This window comes from Limnohabitans sp., from assembly GCF_038134685.1.
Classification (GTDB): domain Bacteria; phylum Pseudomonadota; class Gammaproteobacteria; order Burkholderiales; family Burkholderiaceae_C; genus Limnohabitans_A.
The window spans coordinates 1-15,108 of sequence record NZ_JAYPVP010000016.1; the positions used below are offsets into that span (position 1 = coordinate 1).

Below are 15,108 nucleotides of genomic sequence, written 5' to 3' on the forward strand. Positions count from 1 at the left end.
CCATGACCAGCGGCGAGAGATACGATGCGGCGGCCCTCGCCATTCATGGCAAGCGCGGCAAGCAGCGCAGCGTGCACAACACTTACTTCACGCTGCCCGTCATCTTCGCGATGCTGAGCAACCACTACAGCTTCCTGTACACGCACGAGCACCGCTGGGTGCTCCTGTTTGTGATGATGTTTGCTGGCGCCCTGATCCGCCAATTCTTCGTGCAGCGCCACGGCTACCACCTGGGCCGTGCCAAGAACCCGCTGCCTTTCGCTGTGGTGGGCGTGCTGTTGTTGGTGAGCGTGATTGTTGCACTCAAACCCGCTGCACAGCCGCAAACTGCAGCCAGCCAAGCGCCAGTGAGTTTTGCGCAAGTGCAAAGCGTGCTTGCCCAACGCTGCTACATGTGCCACGGCGAAGCCGCGCAAATGAAAGGCATCCGCCTCGACCAAAGCGAAAGCATCAAAGCCAACGCTCAAGGCATTTACCAACAAGTGGCTGTGACCCGGCAGATGCCGCTCAACAACGCGACCCAGATCACCGAAGACGAGCGCCAGCTCATCAAGCGCTGGTTTGAAGGTGGCGCACCGCTGCAATAAAAACACGCGGACCCAGGCCCACGCTCAGCCCCACAATCCTGCCAAGTATGGAATCAGCACGGCACCCATAATGCCGTGCAAGCCCATGCCCAAGCTGGCGTAAGCCCCAGCCTCCGGGTGCACGCTAAAAGCGCGAGACGTCCCAATGCCGTGCGCGGCCACACCCAGGGCAAAACCGCGTTGCCACCAGGCCGTGACCTTCAGCGCGTTGAGCACATAACGGCCCAGCACCGCGCCCAAAATACCCGTACTCACCGCAAAAATCGCTGTCAGCGTGGGCGAGGCCTGTACCCGTTCGGCGATGCCCATCGCAATCGGTGCGGTGACCGATTTGGCCACCAGCCCGCGCACCAGCGAAGCATCCACGCCCAGGGCGCGCGCCACACTCACGGCAGTCAGGATGGAGGTGACACCCCCCGCCATCAGTGCCAGCATCAACACACCCATGCGGCTTTTGAGCGAGGCAAAGCCTTTGTAAATCGGAATGGCCAACGCCACCGTGGCCGTGCCCAGCAGGAAGTGCACAAACTGTGCGCCCTCAAAGTACTTGGCATAGGGCATGTCCAGCAGCTGGATGCACACGGTCACCAGCACCACGGCAATCAAGACCGGGTTGGCCAAGGGGTTGCGCTGGCTGCGCTCGTACACCGTCAAGCCCAGCCAGTAAGCGCTGAGGGTGAGCACCAGGGCCAGCAGCGGACTGCCTGAGAGGTAAACCCAAATTTCTGAAATCGGCGGCAAGGGCTGCGTCATGGCTTACTCCTTGGGACTCAGGACTTTGAGCAAACCGGCTGTCACTGCCACCGTGGTCACCACGCTGATGACCAAGGCAGTGCTGATGGCCCAGGCATTGGCCTGCAAAAGCGGCAGGTACAGCACCACGCCCACCGAGGCCGGGATGAACAGCAAACCCAGGTGCTGCAAGATGGAGCTTCCCACCGTGTCAATATGAACCGGCACACGGCCGCGCGCAGCCAAAAAGCCCAGCAGTGCCACCAGGCCCAGCACCGGTCCGGGAATGAAGGGCAGCGCAAAGCGCGAGAGCAATTCGCCCAGCGCCTGGAACATGAAAAGTTGTACGAGACCTTGAATCATGGCCCCAGTGTAGGCACAGCCGCTGCGCCTGACCAGTCCAAGCAGTTTTGACGCAGGGTGAGGCAATCCCTGCGCGACGACTGTCAGCGCGCCGCCAGCGCCAGTTGCAGGGCCAGCTGGTTATGGCGCTCGATCAAGGGCCCCAGGTCTACCGTGGTGAGCTGGCCTTCGCGCACCACCACGCGGCCGTTGACGACGGTGTAGTCCGCATTCTGGCTGGCGCACAACATGAGCGCGCCCACCGGGTCGTGGATGGCACCGCCCGCCATGCCCAGGGTGTCGGTGCGGAACAGGGCCAGGTCGGCGCAGTAACCCACGCGAATCTGGCCAATGTCGTGTGCGCGGCCGAGCACCTGTGCACCGCCACGGGTGGCCACCCGCAGGCTGTCGCGCGGAGTCATTTCGGCGGGGCCGTGGTCGCAGCCAAAGTCGTCCAGGGCACGGCCCACGCGGGCGAGCAACATGGCCTGGCGAGCCTCATTGAGCATGTGCGCCGCATCGTTGCTTGCGCTGCCGTCTACGCCCAGGCCAATGGGCACACCGGCATCGAGCATCTTACGCAGCGGCAAGATGCCGCTGGACAGACGCATATTGCTGCACGGGCAGTGGGCAATGCCGGTGCTGGTTTTGGCAAACAGGTACGTGCCTTCGTCGTCGAGCTTGACGCAGTGGGCGTGCCACACATCGTCACCCACCCAGCCCAGGTCCTGTGCATATTGGGCTGGGGTGCAGTTGAATTTTTCGCGGGTGTAGGCAATGTCGTGGTCGTTTTCGGCCAGGTGGGTGTGCAAACGCACTTTGTAGGCGCGAGCCAGTTTGGCCGATTCGCGCATCAAATCCTGGCTCACGCTAAAGGGTGAACATGGCGACAGCGCCACCTGCAGCATCGCGCCATGACTGGCGTCGTGATAGGTCTCGACCAAGCGGCGCGATTCCTGCAGGATGAAGTCTTCCTTTTCCACCACGCGGTCCGGTGGCAGGCCGCCTTGGCTTTCGCCCACACTCATGCTGCCGCGGGTGGCCGTAAAGCGCATGCCAATCGTGTGGGCCGCTTCAATGCTGTCGTCCAGACGGATGCCGTTGGGGTAGATGTAGAGGTGGTCGCTGCTGGTGGTACAACCGCTGAGCAGCAACTCGGCCATCGCGATCTGGTTGGACACCAGCACCATCTCTGGCGTCAGCCCGGCCCAGATGGGGTAGAGCCCCTGCAGCCAGGAAAAAAGTTCCGCGTTTTGTACACCGGGAATGGCCCGCGTCAGGCATTGCACCATGTGGTGGTGAGTATTGACCATGCCCGGAATTACCACGTGTTTGCGCGCATCAATCACTTCGTCTACTGCGCCCGGGGCCAGCCAGGCGTCGAGCGGCTCGTCCGCTTTGAAGATGCGCTCAATCAACCCATCCCGGATCAGGATGGAGGCGTCTTGCAGTTCGGTCTGGGCATCGTCCTGGGTGGCAATGCAGCGGGCGCGGTGGATCAACAAAGTGCTCATGGGCGCCATGGTACGCCACTGCGGCGGTTGCCCATGGGTTGATGTGCATCAAAACTGCGAGGGGTCTGGCGTGGCACATTCAGTCGCATGGCACGACTTGCAACATCCCCACAAGCCGACACAGCGCTCATCCTGCCGGCGGGCACGGTGCTGATTCACCGTGGCCAAACGGCCGATGGGGTCTGGCACCTGCAAGAAGGCCAAATTCGCCTGGGGCTGATGGATGAGACTGGCATGGTGCACCAGTTGGGCCAGCAAGAAGGCCCGCTGTGGATCGAGGCCGCCTCGGTGGTGCTCGATGAGCCCTATTTGGTGGATGTGGTCGCGGATACCGATGTGAAGGTCGAGAAAATCGCCCTCAAGGATTTTCAGTCCCGCTGCAAAACCTGGCCTGCAGCTTCGCGGGAACTGATGCACGATCTGGCCCGCTCCCAGCGCCAACAGGTGGAACTTGCCGTTAGCCGTCTGGCCAAAGATGCCGATGCCCGTTGCGCTGAATGGTTGCTGCGCCATGCCGAGCAGGACCCAGCGACCAAGCGTTTGCAGGTTTACTTGAATGAGCGCAAACGCATCATTGCAACGCAATTGGGCATCGCTCCCGAAACCTTTTCGCGCATCCTTCGCCAGTTGCGTGAGAGCGAACTGATCAGCGGTCGTGGTCGTATCCTGCAGCTGACCAATCCGGACGCACTGCGCTCACTCGCTGGTGCTTGAGCCCGCCAGCAGCTCCCCGCCTTCTTCGTACCACCAGGTCAAAGCGGCTTCGTAGCCTTCCCAGACGCAGCCATGGCAGCCACGGCCGCAGCACGAAGTGGGTTCTTCAGGCGGGTCGCGAAAATCGAGTCCCGCCTCCTGCAGGCGTTGCTGGAACTGGGCAATCGCCTTGCGTACCGACTCACGCTGGCTGGCAGCAGGGTCGTGAATGAGGCCTGTGACGGAAGACGAAGTCATGCCATATTGTCGGTCATGGCAGAGTTGACCGGTCTAAAATCTGGCTGTGAACTTGCTAGTCAGTTGTTGGGCCACCTGTGCAGGCCCTGCCAAGGAGTCCGATGTTTGCCAACCCCACGCCGCGCCTGTCGCTAGCCCATGTGACCAAACGCTACCCAGGTGTAGTGGCCAACCAGGACGTGTCCTTGAAGGTCTTGCCAGGGCAAGCTCATGCCGTTCTGGGCGAAAACGGTGCGGGCAAGTCGACCCTCATGAAGATCATCTATGGCTCGGTCAAGCCCGACGAGGGACAAGTTTTCTTCAATGGTCAGCAGGTTCAGATCCGCAACCCGCAGCAGGCGCGCAAGCTGGGCATCAGCATGGTGTTTCAGCACTTCAGCCTCTTTGACACCTTGACCGTGGCCGAAAATGTATGGCTTGGACTGGACAAATCGATGTCCCTTACCGAAGTCAGCCAGCGAATTGCCCTCAAGGCCAGTGAATACGGTCTGGACATCGACCCCGAGCGCCCGGTACACACTTTGAGCGTAGGCGAGATGCAACGGGTCGAAATCATTCGTGCCTTGCTGACGGACCCGCAGCTGCTGATTCTGGATGAGCCGACTTCGGTATTGACTCCACAGGCTGTTGAGAAGTTGTTTGCAGTGCTGCACCAACTGGTGGCGCAAGGTTGCAGCTTGCTCTACATCAGCCACAAGCTGCACGAAATTCGTGCGCTGTGCAGCGCCTGTACGGTCATGCGTGCCGGGCAAGTGACAGGTGTATGTGATCCACGTGAAGAGTCCAACGCCAGTCTGAGCCGACTGATGATTGGCGCAGAGCCACCCGCGCTGGCCCCGGTGCCACGCGAGGCGGGAGAAGTCGTGCTGGATGTTCAATCACTCACATTGCATACCGAAGACCCCTTTGGGGTTGACCTGAAAGGTATCAATCTGCAAGTTCGCAGTGGCGAGGTGGTGGGCCTGGCCGGTGTGTCTGGCAACGGGCAGCGAGAGTTGATGTGGGCTTTATCGGGCGAAGACACCCGAGCACCAGAGGGCAGCATTCGCATGGACAGTCAAAACGTAGCCCACCTCGGCCCCGCCCACCGCCGCAAACTCGGCCTGCACTTCGTCCCTGAAGAGCGCCTTGGCCGTGGCGCCGTGCCCAGCATGAGCCTGGCGGACAACCTGCTGCTCACCCGGACTGAGTCGGTCAGCAAAAGCGGATGGATCCAGGGCGGCAAGTTGCAGGCGCAGGCGCAGGACATCATTGCCCGCTTCAAGGTCAAGGCCGCTGGAGCACATGCCCCCGCCCGATCTTTGTCTGGTGGAAATTTGCAGAAATTCATCGTGGGCCGCGAGATCAGTGCTCAACCCCGGTTGTTGATTGTTTCGCAGCCCACCTGGGGGGTGGACGTGGGTGCAGCGGCGCAGATTCGGGCCGAAATTTTGGCGCTACGCGATGCTGGCTGCGCCGTGCTGGTCGTGAGCGAAGAGCTGGATGAGTTGTTTGAAATCGCGGATCGTCTGCATGTGATTGCCAAGGGTCACTTGTCCCCCAGTTTGCCGCGCAGTCAGGCCAGCACCGAAACGATTGGAGAGTGGATGAGCGGCTTGTGGGAGGAACATCATGTTGCGGTTTGAACCTCGCCCACAGCGGTCCCGTTTATGGACCTGGGCCTCGCCTTTGCTGGCCTTGGCACTGACGGTGTTGGTGGGCATGGCTCTCTTTGCCGCGCTGGGCAAAGATCCCGTCCGTGGCCTGCAGATGTTCTTTTGGGAGCCTGTCAAAAGCACTTACGCTCTGGGCGAACTGATGGTCAAGGCCACGCCGCTGTTGATCATTGCCTTGGGGCTGGCAGTGTGCTTCCGCTCCAACGTCTGGAACATCGGTGCCGAAGGGCAATTTGTCATGGGCGCCATCTTCGCTTCGGGTGTGGCGCTGATGGCCGACCCACAATCGAGCCGCCTGATCGTCTTGGCTGTGCTACTGGCTGGCATGGCTGGTGGCATGCTCTGGTCTGGCCTGGTGGCCTTGTTGCGTGACCGCTTTCATGCCAGCGAAATCCTGGTCAGCCTGATGCTGGTGTACGTCGCGCAGATGGTCTTGGGTTACCTGGTGTATGGCCCCTGGAAAGATCCCGCCGGCTACAACTTCCCGCAAACCAAGACCTTCGAAGCCGTGACGCTGGTGCCCCGCCTCATGAGTGGCTCCCGTGTCAGCATGGGCCTCTTGCTCGCACTTGCAGGTGTCGGCCTGCTGTGGGTGTTTTTGTTCAAAACCCGTGCCGGTTTTGCCCAGCAGGTGGGCGGGCTGGCGCCCGATGCCGCGCGTTACGCAGGCTTTTCCTCGCGCAAGGCCTTGTGGACGGCGCTGCTGGTGTCTGGCGGTGCGGCGGGGCTGGCCGGTGCGCTGGAGGTGGCTGGGCCCATTGGCCAGCTGACGCCTTATGTGCCCGCTGGCTATGGTTTTGCCGCCATCATCGTGGCATTTGTCGGGCGTTTGCATCCGGTGGGTATGGTGTTCTCGGCCATCTTGCTCAGCATGTTTTATATCGGCGGTGAGCTGGCGCAATCACGCATTGGCTTGCCCAAATCCATCACGGGCGTGTTCCAGGGGCTGCTGCTGTTTTGCTTGCTGGCTTGCGACACCTTGGTGATGTACCGTCTGCGCTGGGTGCGCAAGCAAGGAGCACAGTGAGATGGAAACCTACGCACTCCTGATGGCTTCAACCCTCAACGCCGGCACTGTGCTGGCGCTGGCGGCCCTGGGTCTGTTGATCAATGAAAAAGCGGGCATCGTCAACCTCGGAGCTGAGGGCATGATGCTGTGCGCTGCCATTGCCGGTTTTGCCACCGTGGTGCACACCGGCAACGACTGGCTGGGCTTTGCCGCAGGCATGGGGGCGGGCGCTTTCATGGCTGCCATTTTTGCTGCGCTGGTCATTTGGCTGGGCACCAACCAGTACGCCACGGGTCTGGCCCTGAGTTTGTTTGGTGTTGGCTTCTCGGCTTTTGCAGGTATTGCTTATGTGCAGGAAAAACTGCCTGAGCGCTCCCATTTTTCCATCCCCGTTCTGGGCGATCTGCCATGGATTGGGACGGCCGTGTTCAAGCAGCACCCGATGGTGTATCTGGCCATGGCCTTGGCTTTAGGGTTGATCTGGTTTTTGTACAGGAGTCGTGCAGGCCTGGTCCTGCGTGCGGTGGGCGAATCGCCTGAGTCGGCGCATGCACTAGGCTATCCAGTGCGCCGCATCAGACTGTTGGCTGTGGTCGTGGGGGGGGCGCTGTGTGGTCTGTCCGGCGCCTATATCTCGGTGATCTACACGCCCTTGTGGGTTGAAGGCATGGTGGCAGGAAAGGGCTGGATTGCCCTGGCGCTGACCACCTTTGCCACCTGGCGCCCGGCACGCGTTTTGCTTGGTGCTTACTTGTTCGGCGGCGTCACCATGTTGCAGTTTCATTTGCAGGGCCAGGGGGTGGATATTCCCAGCCAGGCATTGACGGCCATGCCCTATGTGGCCACCATCGTGGTGCTGGCGCTGATTTCACGTAACCCGACCTGGATCCGGATCAATATGCCGGCCTCTTTGGGGAAACCGTTCCATCCCGGTTCATAATGCGCCGGTTGTCTGCTTTTTTTACTTCGTTCTCAAAGGAACTGACATGACTGACTTTTCCAAACGTTCCATCATCAAGATGGTGGCCCTTACAGCAGTGACCGCTGCTGCCCTGGTGGCCTGTGGCAAAAAAGAAGAGGCGCCTGCTGCTGCTGCGCCCGCCAAGGCCGAGCCCCTGAAAGTGGCCTTCGCCTATGTGGGCCCTGTGGGTGACGGTGGCTGGACCTTTGCGCACGATAACGGCCGCAAAGCCGTGGAAAAAGAATTTGGTGACAAAGTGGTTACCAGCTTTGTGGAAAACGTCCCCGAGAGCGCTGATGCCGAGCGCGTAATCCGCGACATGGCATCCCAAGGCAATAAGCTGATCTTTGGCACCACCTTTGGCTACATGGAGCCGATGCTCAAAGTCGCAGCCGATACCGCTGACGTCAAGTTCGAGCACGCCACCGGCTACAAGCAAGCTGCCAACATGAACACCTATGACAGCCGCACCTACCAGGGCGCCTACATGGCTGGCGTGGTGGCTGGCAAGATGACCAAATCCAATACTCTGGGCGTGGTCGCATCCATCCCAATTCCCGAGGTGATCCGTAACATCAACTCCTTCACCCTGGGTGCCCAGTCGGTCAACCCCAAGGTCAAGACCAAAGTGGTGTGGGTCAACGAGTGGTTCAACCCACCAAAAGAAACAGAAGCCGCTACCGCTCTGATCAACGGCGGCGCTGACGTGCTGATGCAAAACACCGATTCCAGCGCCGTGCTGCAAACCGCCGAAAAAATGGGCAAGCGTGCCTTCGGCTGGGACAGCGACATGAGCGCCTACGGTCCCAAAGCCCACCTGGGCTCTGCTGTGATCAACTGGGGTCCTTATTACGTCAAGGCTGTGCGTGAAGCGCTTGAGGGCAAGTGGGCTGGTAACCAGGCCGCCTGGTGGGGCGTTAAAGAAGGTGCGATCGACTTCGTGTCCGTCGCAGCCGATGTGCCCGCTGACGCCAAGGCCAAACTCGATGAAGTCAAGGCTGGCCTGAAAGACGGCAGCTTCGAAATCTGGAAAGGCCCGATCGTCGGTCAGGACGGCAAGGAAGTGCTGGCCAAGGACGCTGTGGCTGATGACAAGTTCCTCGGCGGCATCAACTTCTACGTCAAGGGCGTGGAAGGCAAGATCCCCAGCGGCAAGTGATCTGCCTCTGAGTGTCTGAACAAGGGCTGCTTCGGCAGCCCTTTTTTTATTTCGTCAATTCCCGCACCAACGTAGCGGGGTTGCATTTGAGGGCTTGGCAAATGTCGAGCACTTCAATAAAGCCAAGAGTCTTCTCTCCAGACTCAAACTTGGCCACATAGGACTGCTGACGTCCTAAAGCCTCTGCCAAGTCAGCCTGACGCACCCCTTTGTCCAGGCGCATCTGCCTGAGCCGCAATCGCAGCAGATCTTTACGGTTGGTGGTCAACATGACCCAATGTTGAATCCCAATCAGGAATATCCCAAAAAAGGATATAAATTCAATAAATCCCATCTATCGCAAGCTCACTTTCCAAGAATGCTTGTGTTTTTGATTCTATTTCTGACTAGATTTAAAGCGTCTTACACACAACCGTTGCCTAGCAATGAACACCTCAGCCAAAGAGTTTTCGCAAGCTTTGCGAGACGCGCTGAAAAGAAAGTTCGGACGACACGTCACAAGTGCCTTTCTGGCGCGTGAACTTGACCTTTTTACAGGCGGGGAGCTCATTTTGTCGGCAGAGGCTGTGCGCCGATGGGTTGTGGGCCTGTCAATGCCCCGTGCAAATGTGGTTGCAGTTCTTGAGTCATATCTTGGGTGTCCGCTGGTCAATAGCCACGTTCGTCTGGATGTGAATGCCTTAGATCACTCCCAGCTGGTTTTGTTACAGGCACAAGTGAATCATCGACTCAATGAATTGGGATGTGCTCGTCCTGATCGACGTCGATAGTTGGACGAACTTATCTCAAATACTCAATTGACCATGAATTTGCCTTCATACCTTTCTAGACATATTTCAATTGGGTTGTGTTTTGCATGGCTTTCGGTCGCATATGGCCAAACTCTTGGTAATGCTGGTTTGAGTGCAGGCTCCCCTGCAGGTCTTTCAGATGCAGGATCAAGTTTGAGCAATATTCCGTTGCCAACACAAGGCGCGACTTCAGATCTCAGAGGGATCCAGGCGCAGCAAAGTGCTCAAAAGTCAGCTTTGGAGTTGGGTGCTCAGCAGCTGGGTAAGGGCGATGCCCTGACAACACTCAATGGTGAAGCCTCCATGCCTGCTGATCCTGTCTTGACGACACCCAACCAATTTCAGTTGTTTGTACAACAAAGTACAGGGCGACTGCTGCCAATCTTCGGCGCGAGACTGTTTGAAGGAAAGCGGTTTAACTCGTTAGCCAATGTTCCTGTGCCTTCTGCTTACGTGGTCGGGCCTGGTGATGACATTGATCTGAAGGTTTGGGGTGCGGTAGACATGGCCCTACGACTTACAGTAGATCGTAATGGTCAAATCATGATTCCCAAAATTGGTCCTGTGACTGTTGCAGGAACACGCGCTGATGAGTTAGACAGGGTCTTGATCAAGAGCGTGGGATATGTGTATCGCAATTTCGAGCTGACCGCCACCCTCGGAGGCTTACGCTCAATTCAAGTGTATGTCGTGGGTGAAGCCAAGCGTCCTGGTTTGTATACGGTTTCAGGGCTATCAACACTCCTCAGTGCTGTTTTTGAGAGTGGAGGCCCATCAGCTATGGGATCGATGCGTCATATAGAGCTGATCCGTAGAGGTCAAAAAGTGACAGCGTTGGATGTGTATGACTTTATCTACAGCGGCAGCACTGCTCAGGATGCGCCATTACAGCCAGGCGATGTGATTGTCATTCCGCCAGTCGGCCCCCGTGTTGCTGTTCTTGGTGCTTTGGACAAGCCCGCCATCTATGAACTTAAAAACAACGCCGAAAACCTGCAGGCCCTGCTGGGCTACAGCGGCGGCCTGCGCGTGCTCACTAACCCGCACAAGGCGCAAATCGAGCGGGTGGACAGCGCCGCCGTGGCTGCGCCCCGCATCGTCGAGTCCCGCACGCTCGATGCCGCCGGCCTGCAAAGCACCCTGCGTGACGGCGACGTGGTCACCCTGTTCCCCATCAGCCCCGCCTTTGCCAACGCCGTCACCCTCCGCGGCAACGTGGCCGACCCCCTGCGCTATGCCTACACCAAAGGCATGCGCATCTCCGACCTGATTCCGGAGCCCGCTGCCCTCATCCAGCACGACTACTACCAGCGCAAAAACATCGTTGTCCAATACGAATCCGGCAAGGCCGTGACGGACGCACGCGTCGTCAACGAAGTCAAAAACTTGCTGGAAGAAATCAACTGGGACTACGCTGCCGTCGAACGCCTCAACGCCAAAGAGGTCAAGACCGAGCTCATCCCGTTCAACCTGTCCAAAGCCATTCGCGACAAAGACCCCGCCAATAACATCGAGCTGCAGCCTGGCGACGTGGTCACCATCTTTGGCGTCAAAGACGTGCCCGTGCCCATGGCCAAGCGCTCGCACTTCGTCAACATTGGCGGCGAAGTCAACGTGCCCGGCATCTACCAGATCCAGCCCGGCGACACGCTGGAAGAACTGCTCAAGCGCGCCGGCGGCCTGACGGCCAACGCCTACGCCTACGGCACCACCTTTACCCGCGAAAGCACCCGCAAACAACAGCAAGCCAACCTGGACGAGGCCGTCTCGCAAATGCAGGCCCAGACTGAATCCATGGCCAGCACGCTGCTGCAAAACGCCAGCCCCAACAGCACAGATGCTGCCAGCGTTCAGGCCCAGCTGGCCACCCAGCGCCAAACCGTGGCCCGCCTGCGCAACCTTAAAGCCAGCGGCCGCATCGCACTGGAAATGCACCCCGACAAGCCCGAGTTTCCCGTCTTGCTGCTGGAAGATGGCGATACCATCACCGTGCCCCTTCGTCCCAGCTTTGTGGCCGTGTTCGGCTCGGTGCTGGCCAAAACAAGCTTCATTTACCGCAAGGGCGACACCGTGGTCGACTACATCAACCGCGCCGGTCCCACCCGCGACGCCGATCTGGAAGGCACCCTGCTCATTCGCGCCGATGGCACCGTGGTGGCCAACGAAGCGCAGCGCAGTTTTGCCGGCTTTGGCAACCGCAGCTTTATGACCACAGAGCTCAAACCCGGCGACAGCGTGTTCGTGCCCGAAGTGCTCGACAAACGCACTAGCTACACCCGCTTCATGCAAGGTGCCAAAGACTGGACCGCGCTGCTCTACCAATTTGGGATGGGGGCAGCGGGCTTCAAGGCGCTGGGGTACTAAAAGATGTCAAGTCCCTTTGAGTTGACATAAAATTAAGCAAAACCCGCGCCCCGGCGGGTTTTGTTTTGTCCAACCACCGGGGCCATGTAGAGGACTACCATGTACAAAAACCTCGCAGCCGCGCTCGCGGTCGCCTGTTTTTCCTTTTCCCTTGCCACCACCAGCCAGGCTGCCGAGCCCGTCAAGGCCGGCTTTGTGTATGTCTCGCCCATCACCGAGGCGGGCTGGACCAAGCAGCACGACGAGGGCCGCAAGGCCGTTGAAAAGGCCTTGGGTGACAAGGTCAAAACCACGTTTGTGGCCGATGTGGCCGAAGGCGCGGATGCCGAGCGTGTGATCCGCGACTTGGCGGTTCAGGGCAACCAGATCATCTTCACGCCCAGCTTTGGCTATATGGAGCCCACGCTCAAGGTCGCCAAAGATTTTCCGAACGTGAAGTTCGAATCGGTGACGGGCTACAAGACAGCGGCCAACGTGGCAGCTTCCAATGCGCGCTATTACGAAGGGCGTTACCTGGCGGGCATCGCTGCAGGACGCATGACGCAGACGAATGTGGCCGGTTATGTGGCCGGCTTCCCGATTCCCGAGGTGCTGCAGGGCATCAATGCCTTCACCTTGGGCATGCGCTCGGTCAACCCCAAAGCCACCGTCAAGGTGGTGTGGCTCAACGCTTGGTTCGACCCGCCAAAAGAGCGCGAGGCGGCCATGAGTTTGTTTGACCAGCAGGCGGATGTCGTCGCTTTCCACACGGGTTCGACGGCCGTGATGGCGGCAGCGCAAGAGCGCGGCAAGATGGCCGTGGCCTACCACTCGGACATGCGCATGGTGGCGCCGGACGCGCAAATTGTGGCCGTGACGCACCAATGGGGTGACTACTACACCCGCCGTGTCAAGGCCGTGGCAGATGGCAACTGGAAGAGCGGCAATGTCTGGGGCGGTGTGCGCGAGGGCATGATCCGCGTGGGCGACTTTGGTCCCAAGGTGCCTAAAAAGGTGCAAGACGAAGTTCTTGCGCGTCAAAAAGACATTGGTGCAGGCAAGTTGCAGCCCTTCACAGGCCCGATCGTGGACAACGAAGGCCGTGAGGTGCTTGCCAAAGGCCAAAAGCTCAGTGACGAACAAATCCTGAACATGAATTACCTCGTTGCCGGGGTAGTGGGTCGCATCAACAAGTGATGGGCCAGCCCCGGCCTGCACCGGGGCTTCGGGGCAGACATCAAGCCTCGGTGTGCACCTTGATTTTGGCAGCAGCCGCGCGGGCGCGTGCCAGGGCATCCGGGCCTTTGGCCAGGGCCACGGCCATGCGGCGGTAGGGGCGCGTGGTGGGCTTGCCAAAAATGCGCACGTCTACACCGGGCTCGCTCAGGGCGTCTTCCACGCCGGTGAATGTGGGGTTGTTGCCAGCGCCCTCGGCCAGCACCACGGCGCTGGCGCCTTCGACGGCTTCAATCAGCGGGATCGGCAAGCCCAGAACGGCGCGGGCGTGCAGATCAAATTCGCTCAGGTTCTGGCTGATCAGCGTCACCATGCCGGTGTCGTGCGGGCGAGGGCTCAGTTCGCTGAAGATCACTTCGTCTTGGGTGACGAAAAATTCCACGCCAAAGATGCCGGCGCCGCCCAGGTCGGCCGTGACCTTGTCGGCCATGGCTTGTGCGGCCTGCAAGAACTCAGGCTTCATGGCTTGGGGTTGCCAGCTGTACTGGTAGTCGCCGCGTTCCTGCACATGGCCAATGGGAGGGCAGTAGAGGGTCGGGCCTTTGCGCTGGCGCACCGTCAGCAGGGTGATTTCGTAGTCAAAGGCGATGAATTCTTCGACGATGACTTTTTGGCGGTCGCCGCGCATGCCGGCGCAGGCGTAGTCCCAGCTGGCCTGGATGTCGGCCTCGGTCTTGGCCACGCTTTGGCCTTTGCCCGATGAGCTCATGACGGGTTTGATGACCACCGGAAAGCCAATGGCGCGGGCCTCGGCCAGCAGGCCGTCGCTGGACTCGGCGTAAGCAAAGCGGGCAGTACGTACGCCCAGGCCCACGGCCACGTCGCGGATGCGGTCGCGGTTCATGGTCAGGTTGGCGGCACGGGCGCTGGGGATGACTTCAAAGCCTTCTTTTTCCACGTCCAACAGCACCTCTGTGCGGATGGCTTCAATCTCGGGCACGATCAAATCGGGCTGGTGCTTGGCAATGGCGGCGCGCAGTGCGGCTTCGTCGAGCATGCTGAACACTTCGTGCTGGTCGGCCACCTGCATGGCGGGGGCGCCGGCGTAGCTGTCGCAGGCGACCACATGGCAGCCCAGGCGTTTGGCGCTGATGACGAATTCTTTGCCCAGCTCGCCTGAGCCGAGAAGGAGGATTTTTTTCATAGGAAATAGCGTTTAAAGGTTAAGGGTGGCCGGATTATCGATGGGGTGGCTGTCCGATTGCCTACAATGCCCCCAACTGGAGCAATTTTCATGAGCATCAAAAGCGACAAGTGGATTCGCCGCATGGCCGAGCAGCACGGCATGATCGAGCCCTTTGAACCTGGGCAAATTCGCCAGAACGCCGCCGGCCAGAAAATTGTCAGCTATGGCACCAGCAGCTACGGCTACGACATCCGTTGCGCCCCCGAGTTCAAGGTCTTTACCAATATCCACAGCACGGTGGTGGACCCCAAGAACTTTGACGAAAAAAGCTTTGTCGATATCAACAGCGATGTCTGCATCATCCCGCCCAACAGCTTCGCGCTGGCCCGCACGGTGGAGTACTTCCGCATTCCCCGCAATGTGCTGACCGTCTGCCTGGGCAAAAGCACCTATGCTCGTTGCGGCATCATCGTCAACGTAACACCCTTCGAGCCCGAATGGGAAGGCTACGTGACGCTGGAGTTTTCCAACACCACGCCGCTGCCGGCCAAGATTTACGCTGGCGAAGGCTGCGCGCAGGTGCTGTTTTTCGAGAGCGACGAGGTCTGCGAAACCAGCTACCGCGACCGTGGCGGCAAGTACCAGGGCCAAGTGGGTGTGACGCTGCCCAAAACCTGAAATCCCAAAATGCGACAATAGAGG

15 protein-coding genes are annotated in these 15,108 nt (G+C 59.5%); 9 read left to right on the plus strand and 6 right to left on the minus strand.

Annotated features, from left to right (window positions below; all coding sequences use genetic code 11):
* A partial coding sequence (locus AAFM15_RS08130) for a urate hydroxylase PuuD (protein ID WP_341686212.1) occupies window positions 1-587 on the plus strand: 587 nt, incomplete at its 5' end.
* Window positions 588-611: 24 nt separating this feature from the next.
* Here the strand turns inward: AAFM15_RS08130 and AAFM15_RS08135 are convergent.
* The 3 genes from AAFM15_RS08135 to AAFM15_RS08145 form a co-directional block, all read right to left on the minus strand.
* Window positions 612-1,340, minus strand: a complete 729-nt coding sequence (locus AAFM15_RS08135; protein WP_341686213.1) for an LrgB family protein — start codon at window positions 1,338-1,340, stop codon at window positions 612-614.
* 3 nt (window positions 1,341-1,343) lie between these two features.
* Window positions 1,344-1,682 (minus strand): CidA/LrgA family protein, encoded by a 339-nt coding sequence (locus tag AAFM15_RS08140; protein WP_341686214.1) that lies wholly within the window; start codon window positions 1,680-1,682, stop codon window positions 1,344-1,346.
* Window positions 1,683-1,765: 83 nt separating this feature from the next.
* Window positions 1,766-3,175, minus strand: coding sequence for an 8-oxoguanine deaminase (locus AAFM15_RS08145; RefSeq protein WP_341686215.1), 1,410 nt, complete (start codon window positions 3,173-3,175; stop codon window positions 1,766-1,768).
* Window positions 3,176-3,262: 87 nt separating this feature from the next.
* Here AAFM15_RS08145 and AAFM15_RS08150 point away from each other — a divergent pair, with 87 nt between their 5' ends.
* A complete protein-coding gene (locus AAFM15_RS08150) occupies window positions 3,263-3,889 on the plus strand; it encodes a Crp/Fnr family transcriptional regulator (protein WP_341686216.1) in 627 nt (208 codons plus the stop codon).
* Here AAFM15_RS08150 and AAFM15_RS08155 read toward each other — a convergent pair.
* Window positions 3,872-4,126, minus strand: a complete 255-nt coding sequence (locus AAFM15_RS08155) for an oxidoreductase-like domain-containing protein (RefSeq protein ID WP_341686217.1) — start codon at window positions 4,124-4,126, stop codon at window positions 3,872-3,874. The genes AAFM15_RS08150 and AAFM15_RS08155 overlap by 18 nt on opposite strands.
* A 101-nt stretch (window positions 4,127-4,227) precedes the next feature.
* Between AAFM15_RS08155 and AAFM15_RS08160 the strand changes: the two genes are divergently transcribed.
* Genes AAFM15_RS08160 through AAFM15_RS08175 form a run of 4 tightly spaced genes read left to right on the plus strand, consistent with a single transcriptional unit; the run spans window position 4,228 to window position 8,910 of the window.
* A complete protein-coding gene (locus tag AAFM15_RS08160; RefSeq protein WP_341686218.1) occupies window positions 4,228-5,751 on the plus strand; it encodes an ABC transporter ATP-binding protein in 1,524 nt (507 codons plus the stop codon).
* A complete protein-coding gene (locus AAFM15_RS08165) occupies window positions 5,738-6,808 on the plus strand; it encodes an ABC transporter permease (RefSeq protein ID WP_341686219.1) in 1,071 nt (356 codons plus the stop codon). Before AAFM15_RS08160 ends, AAFM15_RS08165 begins: the two co-directional genes overlap by 14 nt.
* A 1-nt stretch (window position 6,809) precedes the next feature.
* Window positions 6,810-7,730 (plus strand): ABC transporter permease, encoded by a 921-nt coding sequence (locus AAFM15_RS08170; RefSeq protein WP_341686220.1) that lies wholly within the window; start codon window positions 6,810-6,812, stop codon window positions 7,728-7,730.
* Window positions 7,731-7,776: 46 nt separating this feature from the next.
* Window positions 7,777-8,910: a BMP family ABC transporter substrate-binding protein gene (locus AAFM15_RS08175; RefSeq protein WP_341686221.1), complete on the plus strand. Its 1,134-nt coding sequence runs from the start codon at window positions 7,777-7,779 to the stop codon at window positions 8,908-8,910.
* 46 nt (window positions 8,911-8,956) lie between these two features.
* Here AAFM15_RS08175 and AAFM15_RS08180 read toward each other — a convergent pair whose 3' ends face one another.
* A complete protein-coding gene (locus tag AAFM15_RS08180) occupies window positions 8,957-9,244 on the minus strand; it encodes a helix-turn-helix transcriptional regulator (RefSeq protein ID WP_341686222.1) in 288 nt (95 codons plus the stop codon).
* Between the two features lie 760 nt (window positions 9,245-10,004).
* On the opposite strand from AAFM15_RS08180, the gene AAFM15_RS08185 reads away from it, so the two are divergent.
* Window positions 10,005-12,065: an SLBB domain-containing protein gene (locus tag AAFM15_RS08185; protein WP_371833097.1), complete on the plus strand. Its 2,061-nt coding sequence runs from the start codon at window positions 10,005-10,007 to the stop codon at window positions 12,063-12,065.
* Between the two features lie 99 nt (window positions 12,066-12,164).
* Window positions 12,165-13,241: a BMP family ABC transporter substrate-binding protein gene (locus AAFM15_RS08190; RefSeq protein WP_341686224.1), complete on the plus strand. Its 1,077-nt coding sequence runs from the start codon at window positions 12,165-12,167 to the stop codon at window positions 13,239-13,241.
* 40 nt (window positions 13,242-13,281) lie between these two features.
* Here AAFM15_RS08190 and purT read toward each other — a convergent pair whose 3' ends face one another.
* Window positions 13,282-14,424 (minus strand): formate-dependent phosphoribosylglycinamide formyltransferase, encoded by a 1,143-nt coding sequence (purT, locus tag AAFM15_RS08195; protein ID WP_341686225.1) that lies wholly within the window; start codon window positions 14,422-14,424, stop codon window positions 13,282-13,284.
* 90 nt (window positions 14,425-14,514) lie between these two features.
* Here purT and dcd point away from each other — a divergent pair, with 90 nt between their 5' ends.
* On the plus strand, window positions 14,515-15,084 hold the full coding sequence (dcd, locus tag AAFM15_RS08200; RefSeq protein WP_341686226.1) for a dCTP deaminase: 570 nt from the start codon (window positions 14,515-14,517) through the stop codon (window positions 15,082-15,084).
* Window positions 15,085-15,108 lie beyond the last annotated feature (24 nt).

Coding starts and splice junctions, on each gene's coding strand:
- AAFM15_RS08135 (WP_341686213.1), bottom strand. CDS start 1,340: ATGACGCAGCCCTTGCCGCCGATTTCAGAAATTTGGGTTTACCTCTCA.
- AAFM15_RS08140 (WP_341686214.1), bottom strand. CDS start 1,682: ATGATTCAAGGTCTCGTACAACTTTTCATGTTCCAGGCGCTGGGCGAA.
- AAFM15_RS08145 (WP_341686215.1), bottom strand. CDS start 3,175: ATGAGCACTTTGTTGATCCACCGCGCCCGCTGCATTGCCACCCAGGAC.
- AAFM15_RS08150 (WP_341686216.1), top strand. CDS start 3,263: ATGGCACGACTTGCAACATCCCCACAAGCCGACACAGCGCTCATCCTG.
- AAFM15_RS08155 (WP_341686217.1), bottom strand. CDS start 4,126: ATGACTTCGTCTTCCGTCACAGGCCTCATTCACGACCCTGCTGCCAGC.
- AAFM15_RS08160 (WP_341686218.1), top strand. CDS start 4,228: ATGTTTGCCAACCCCACGCCGCGCCTGTCGCTAGCCCATGTGACCAAA.
- AAFM15_RS08165 (WP_341686219.1), top strand. CDS start 5,738: ATGTTGCGGTTTGAACCTCGCCCACAGCGGTCCCGTTTATGGACCTGG.
- AAFM15_RS08170 (WP_341686220.1), top strand. CDS start 6,810: ATGGAAACCTACGCACTCCTGATGGCTTCAACCCTCAACGCCGGCACT.
- AAFM15_RS08175 (WP_341686221.1), top strand. CDS start 7,777: ATGACTGACTTTTCCAAACGTTCCATCATCAAGATGGTGGCCCTTACA.
- AAFM15_RS08180 (WP_341686222.1), bottom strand. CDS start 9,244: ATGGGATTTATTGAATTTATATCCTTTTTTGGGATATTCCTGATTGGG.
- AAFM15_RS08185 (WP_371833097.1), top strand. CDS start 10,005: ATGCCTGCTGATCCTGTCTTGACGACACCCAACCAATTTCAGTTGTTT.
- AAFM15_RS08190 (WP_341686224.1), top strand. CDS start 12,165: ATGTACAAAAACCTCGCAGCCGCGCTCGCGGTCGCCTGTTTTTCCTTT.
- purT (WP_341686225.1), bottom strand. CDS start 14,424: ATGAAAAAAATCCTCCTTCTCGGCTCAGGCGAGCTGGGCAAAGAATTC.
- dcd (WP_341686226.1), top strand. CDS start 14,515: ATGAGCATCAAAAGCGACAAGTGGATTCGCCGCATGGCCGAGCAGCAC.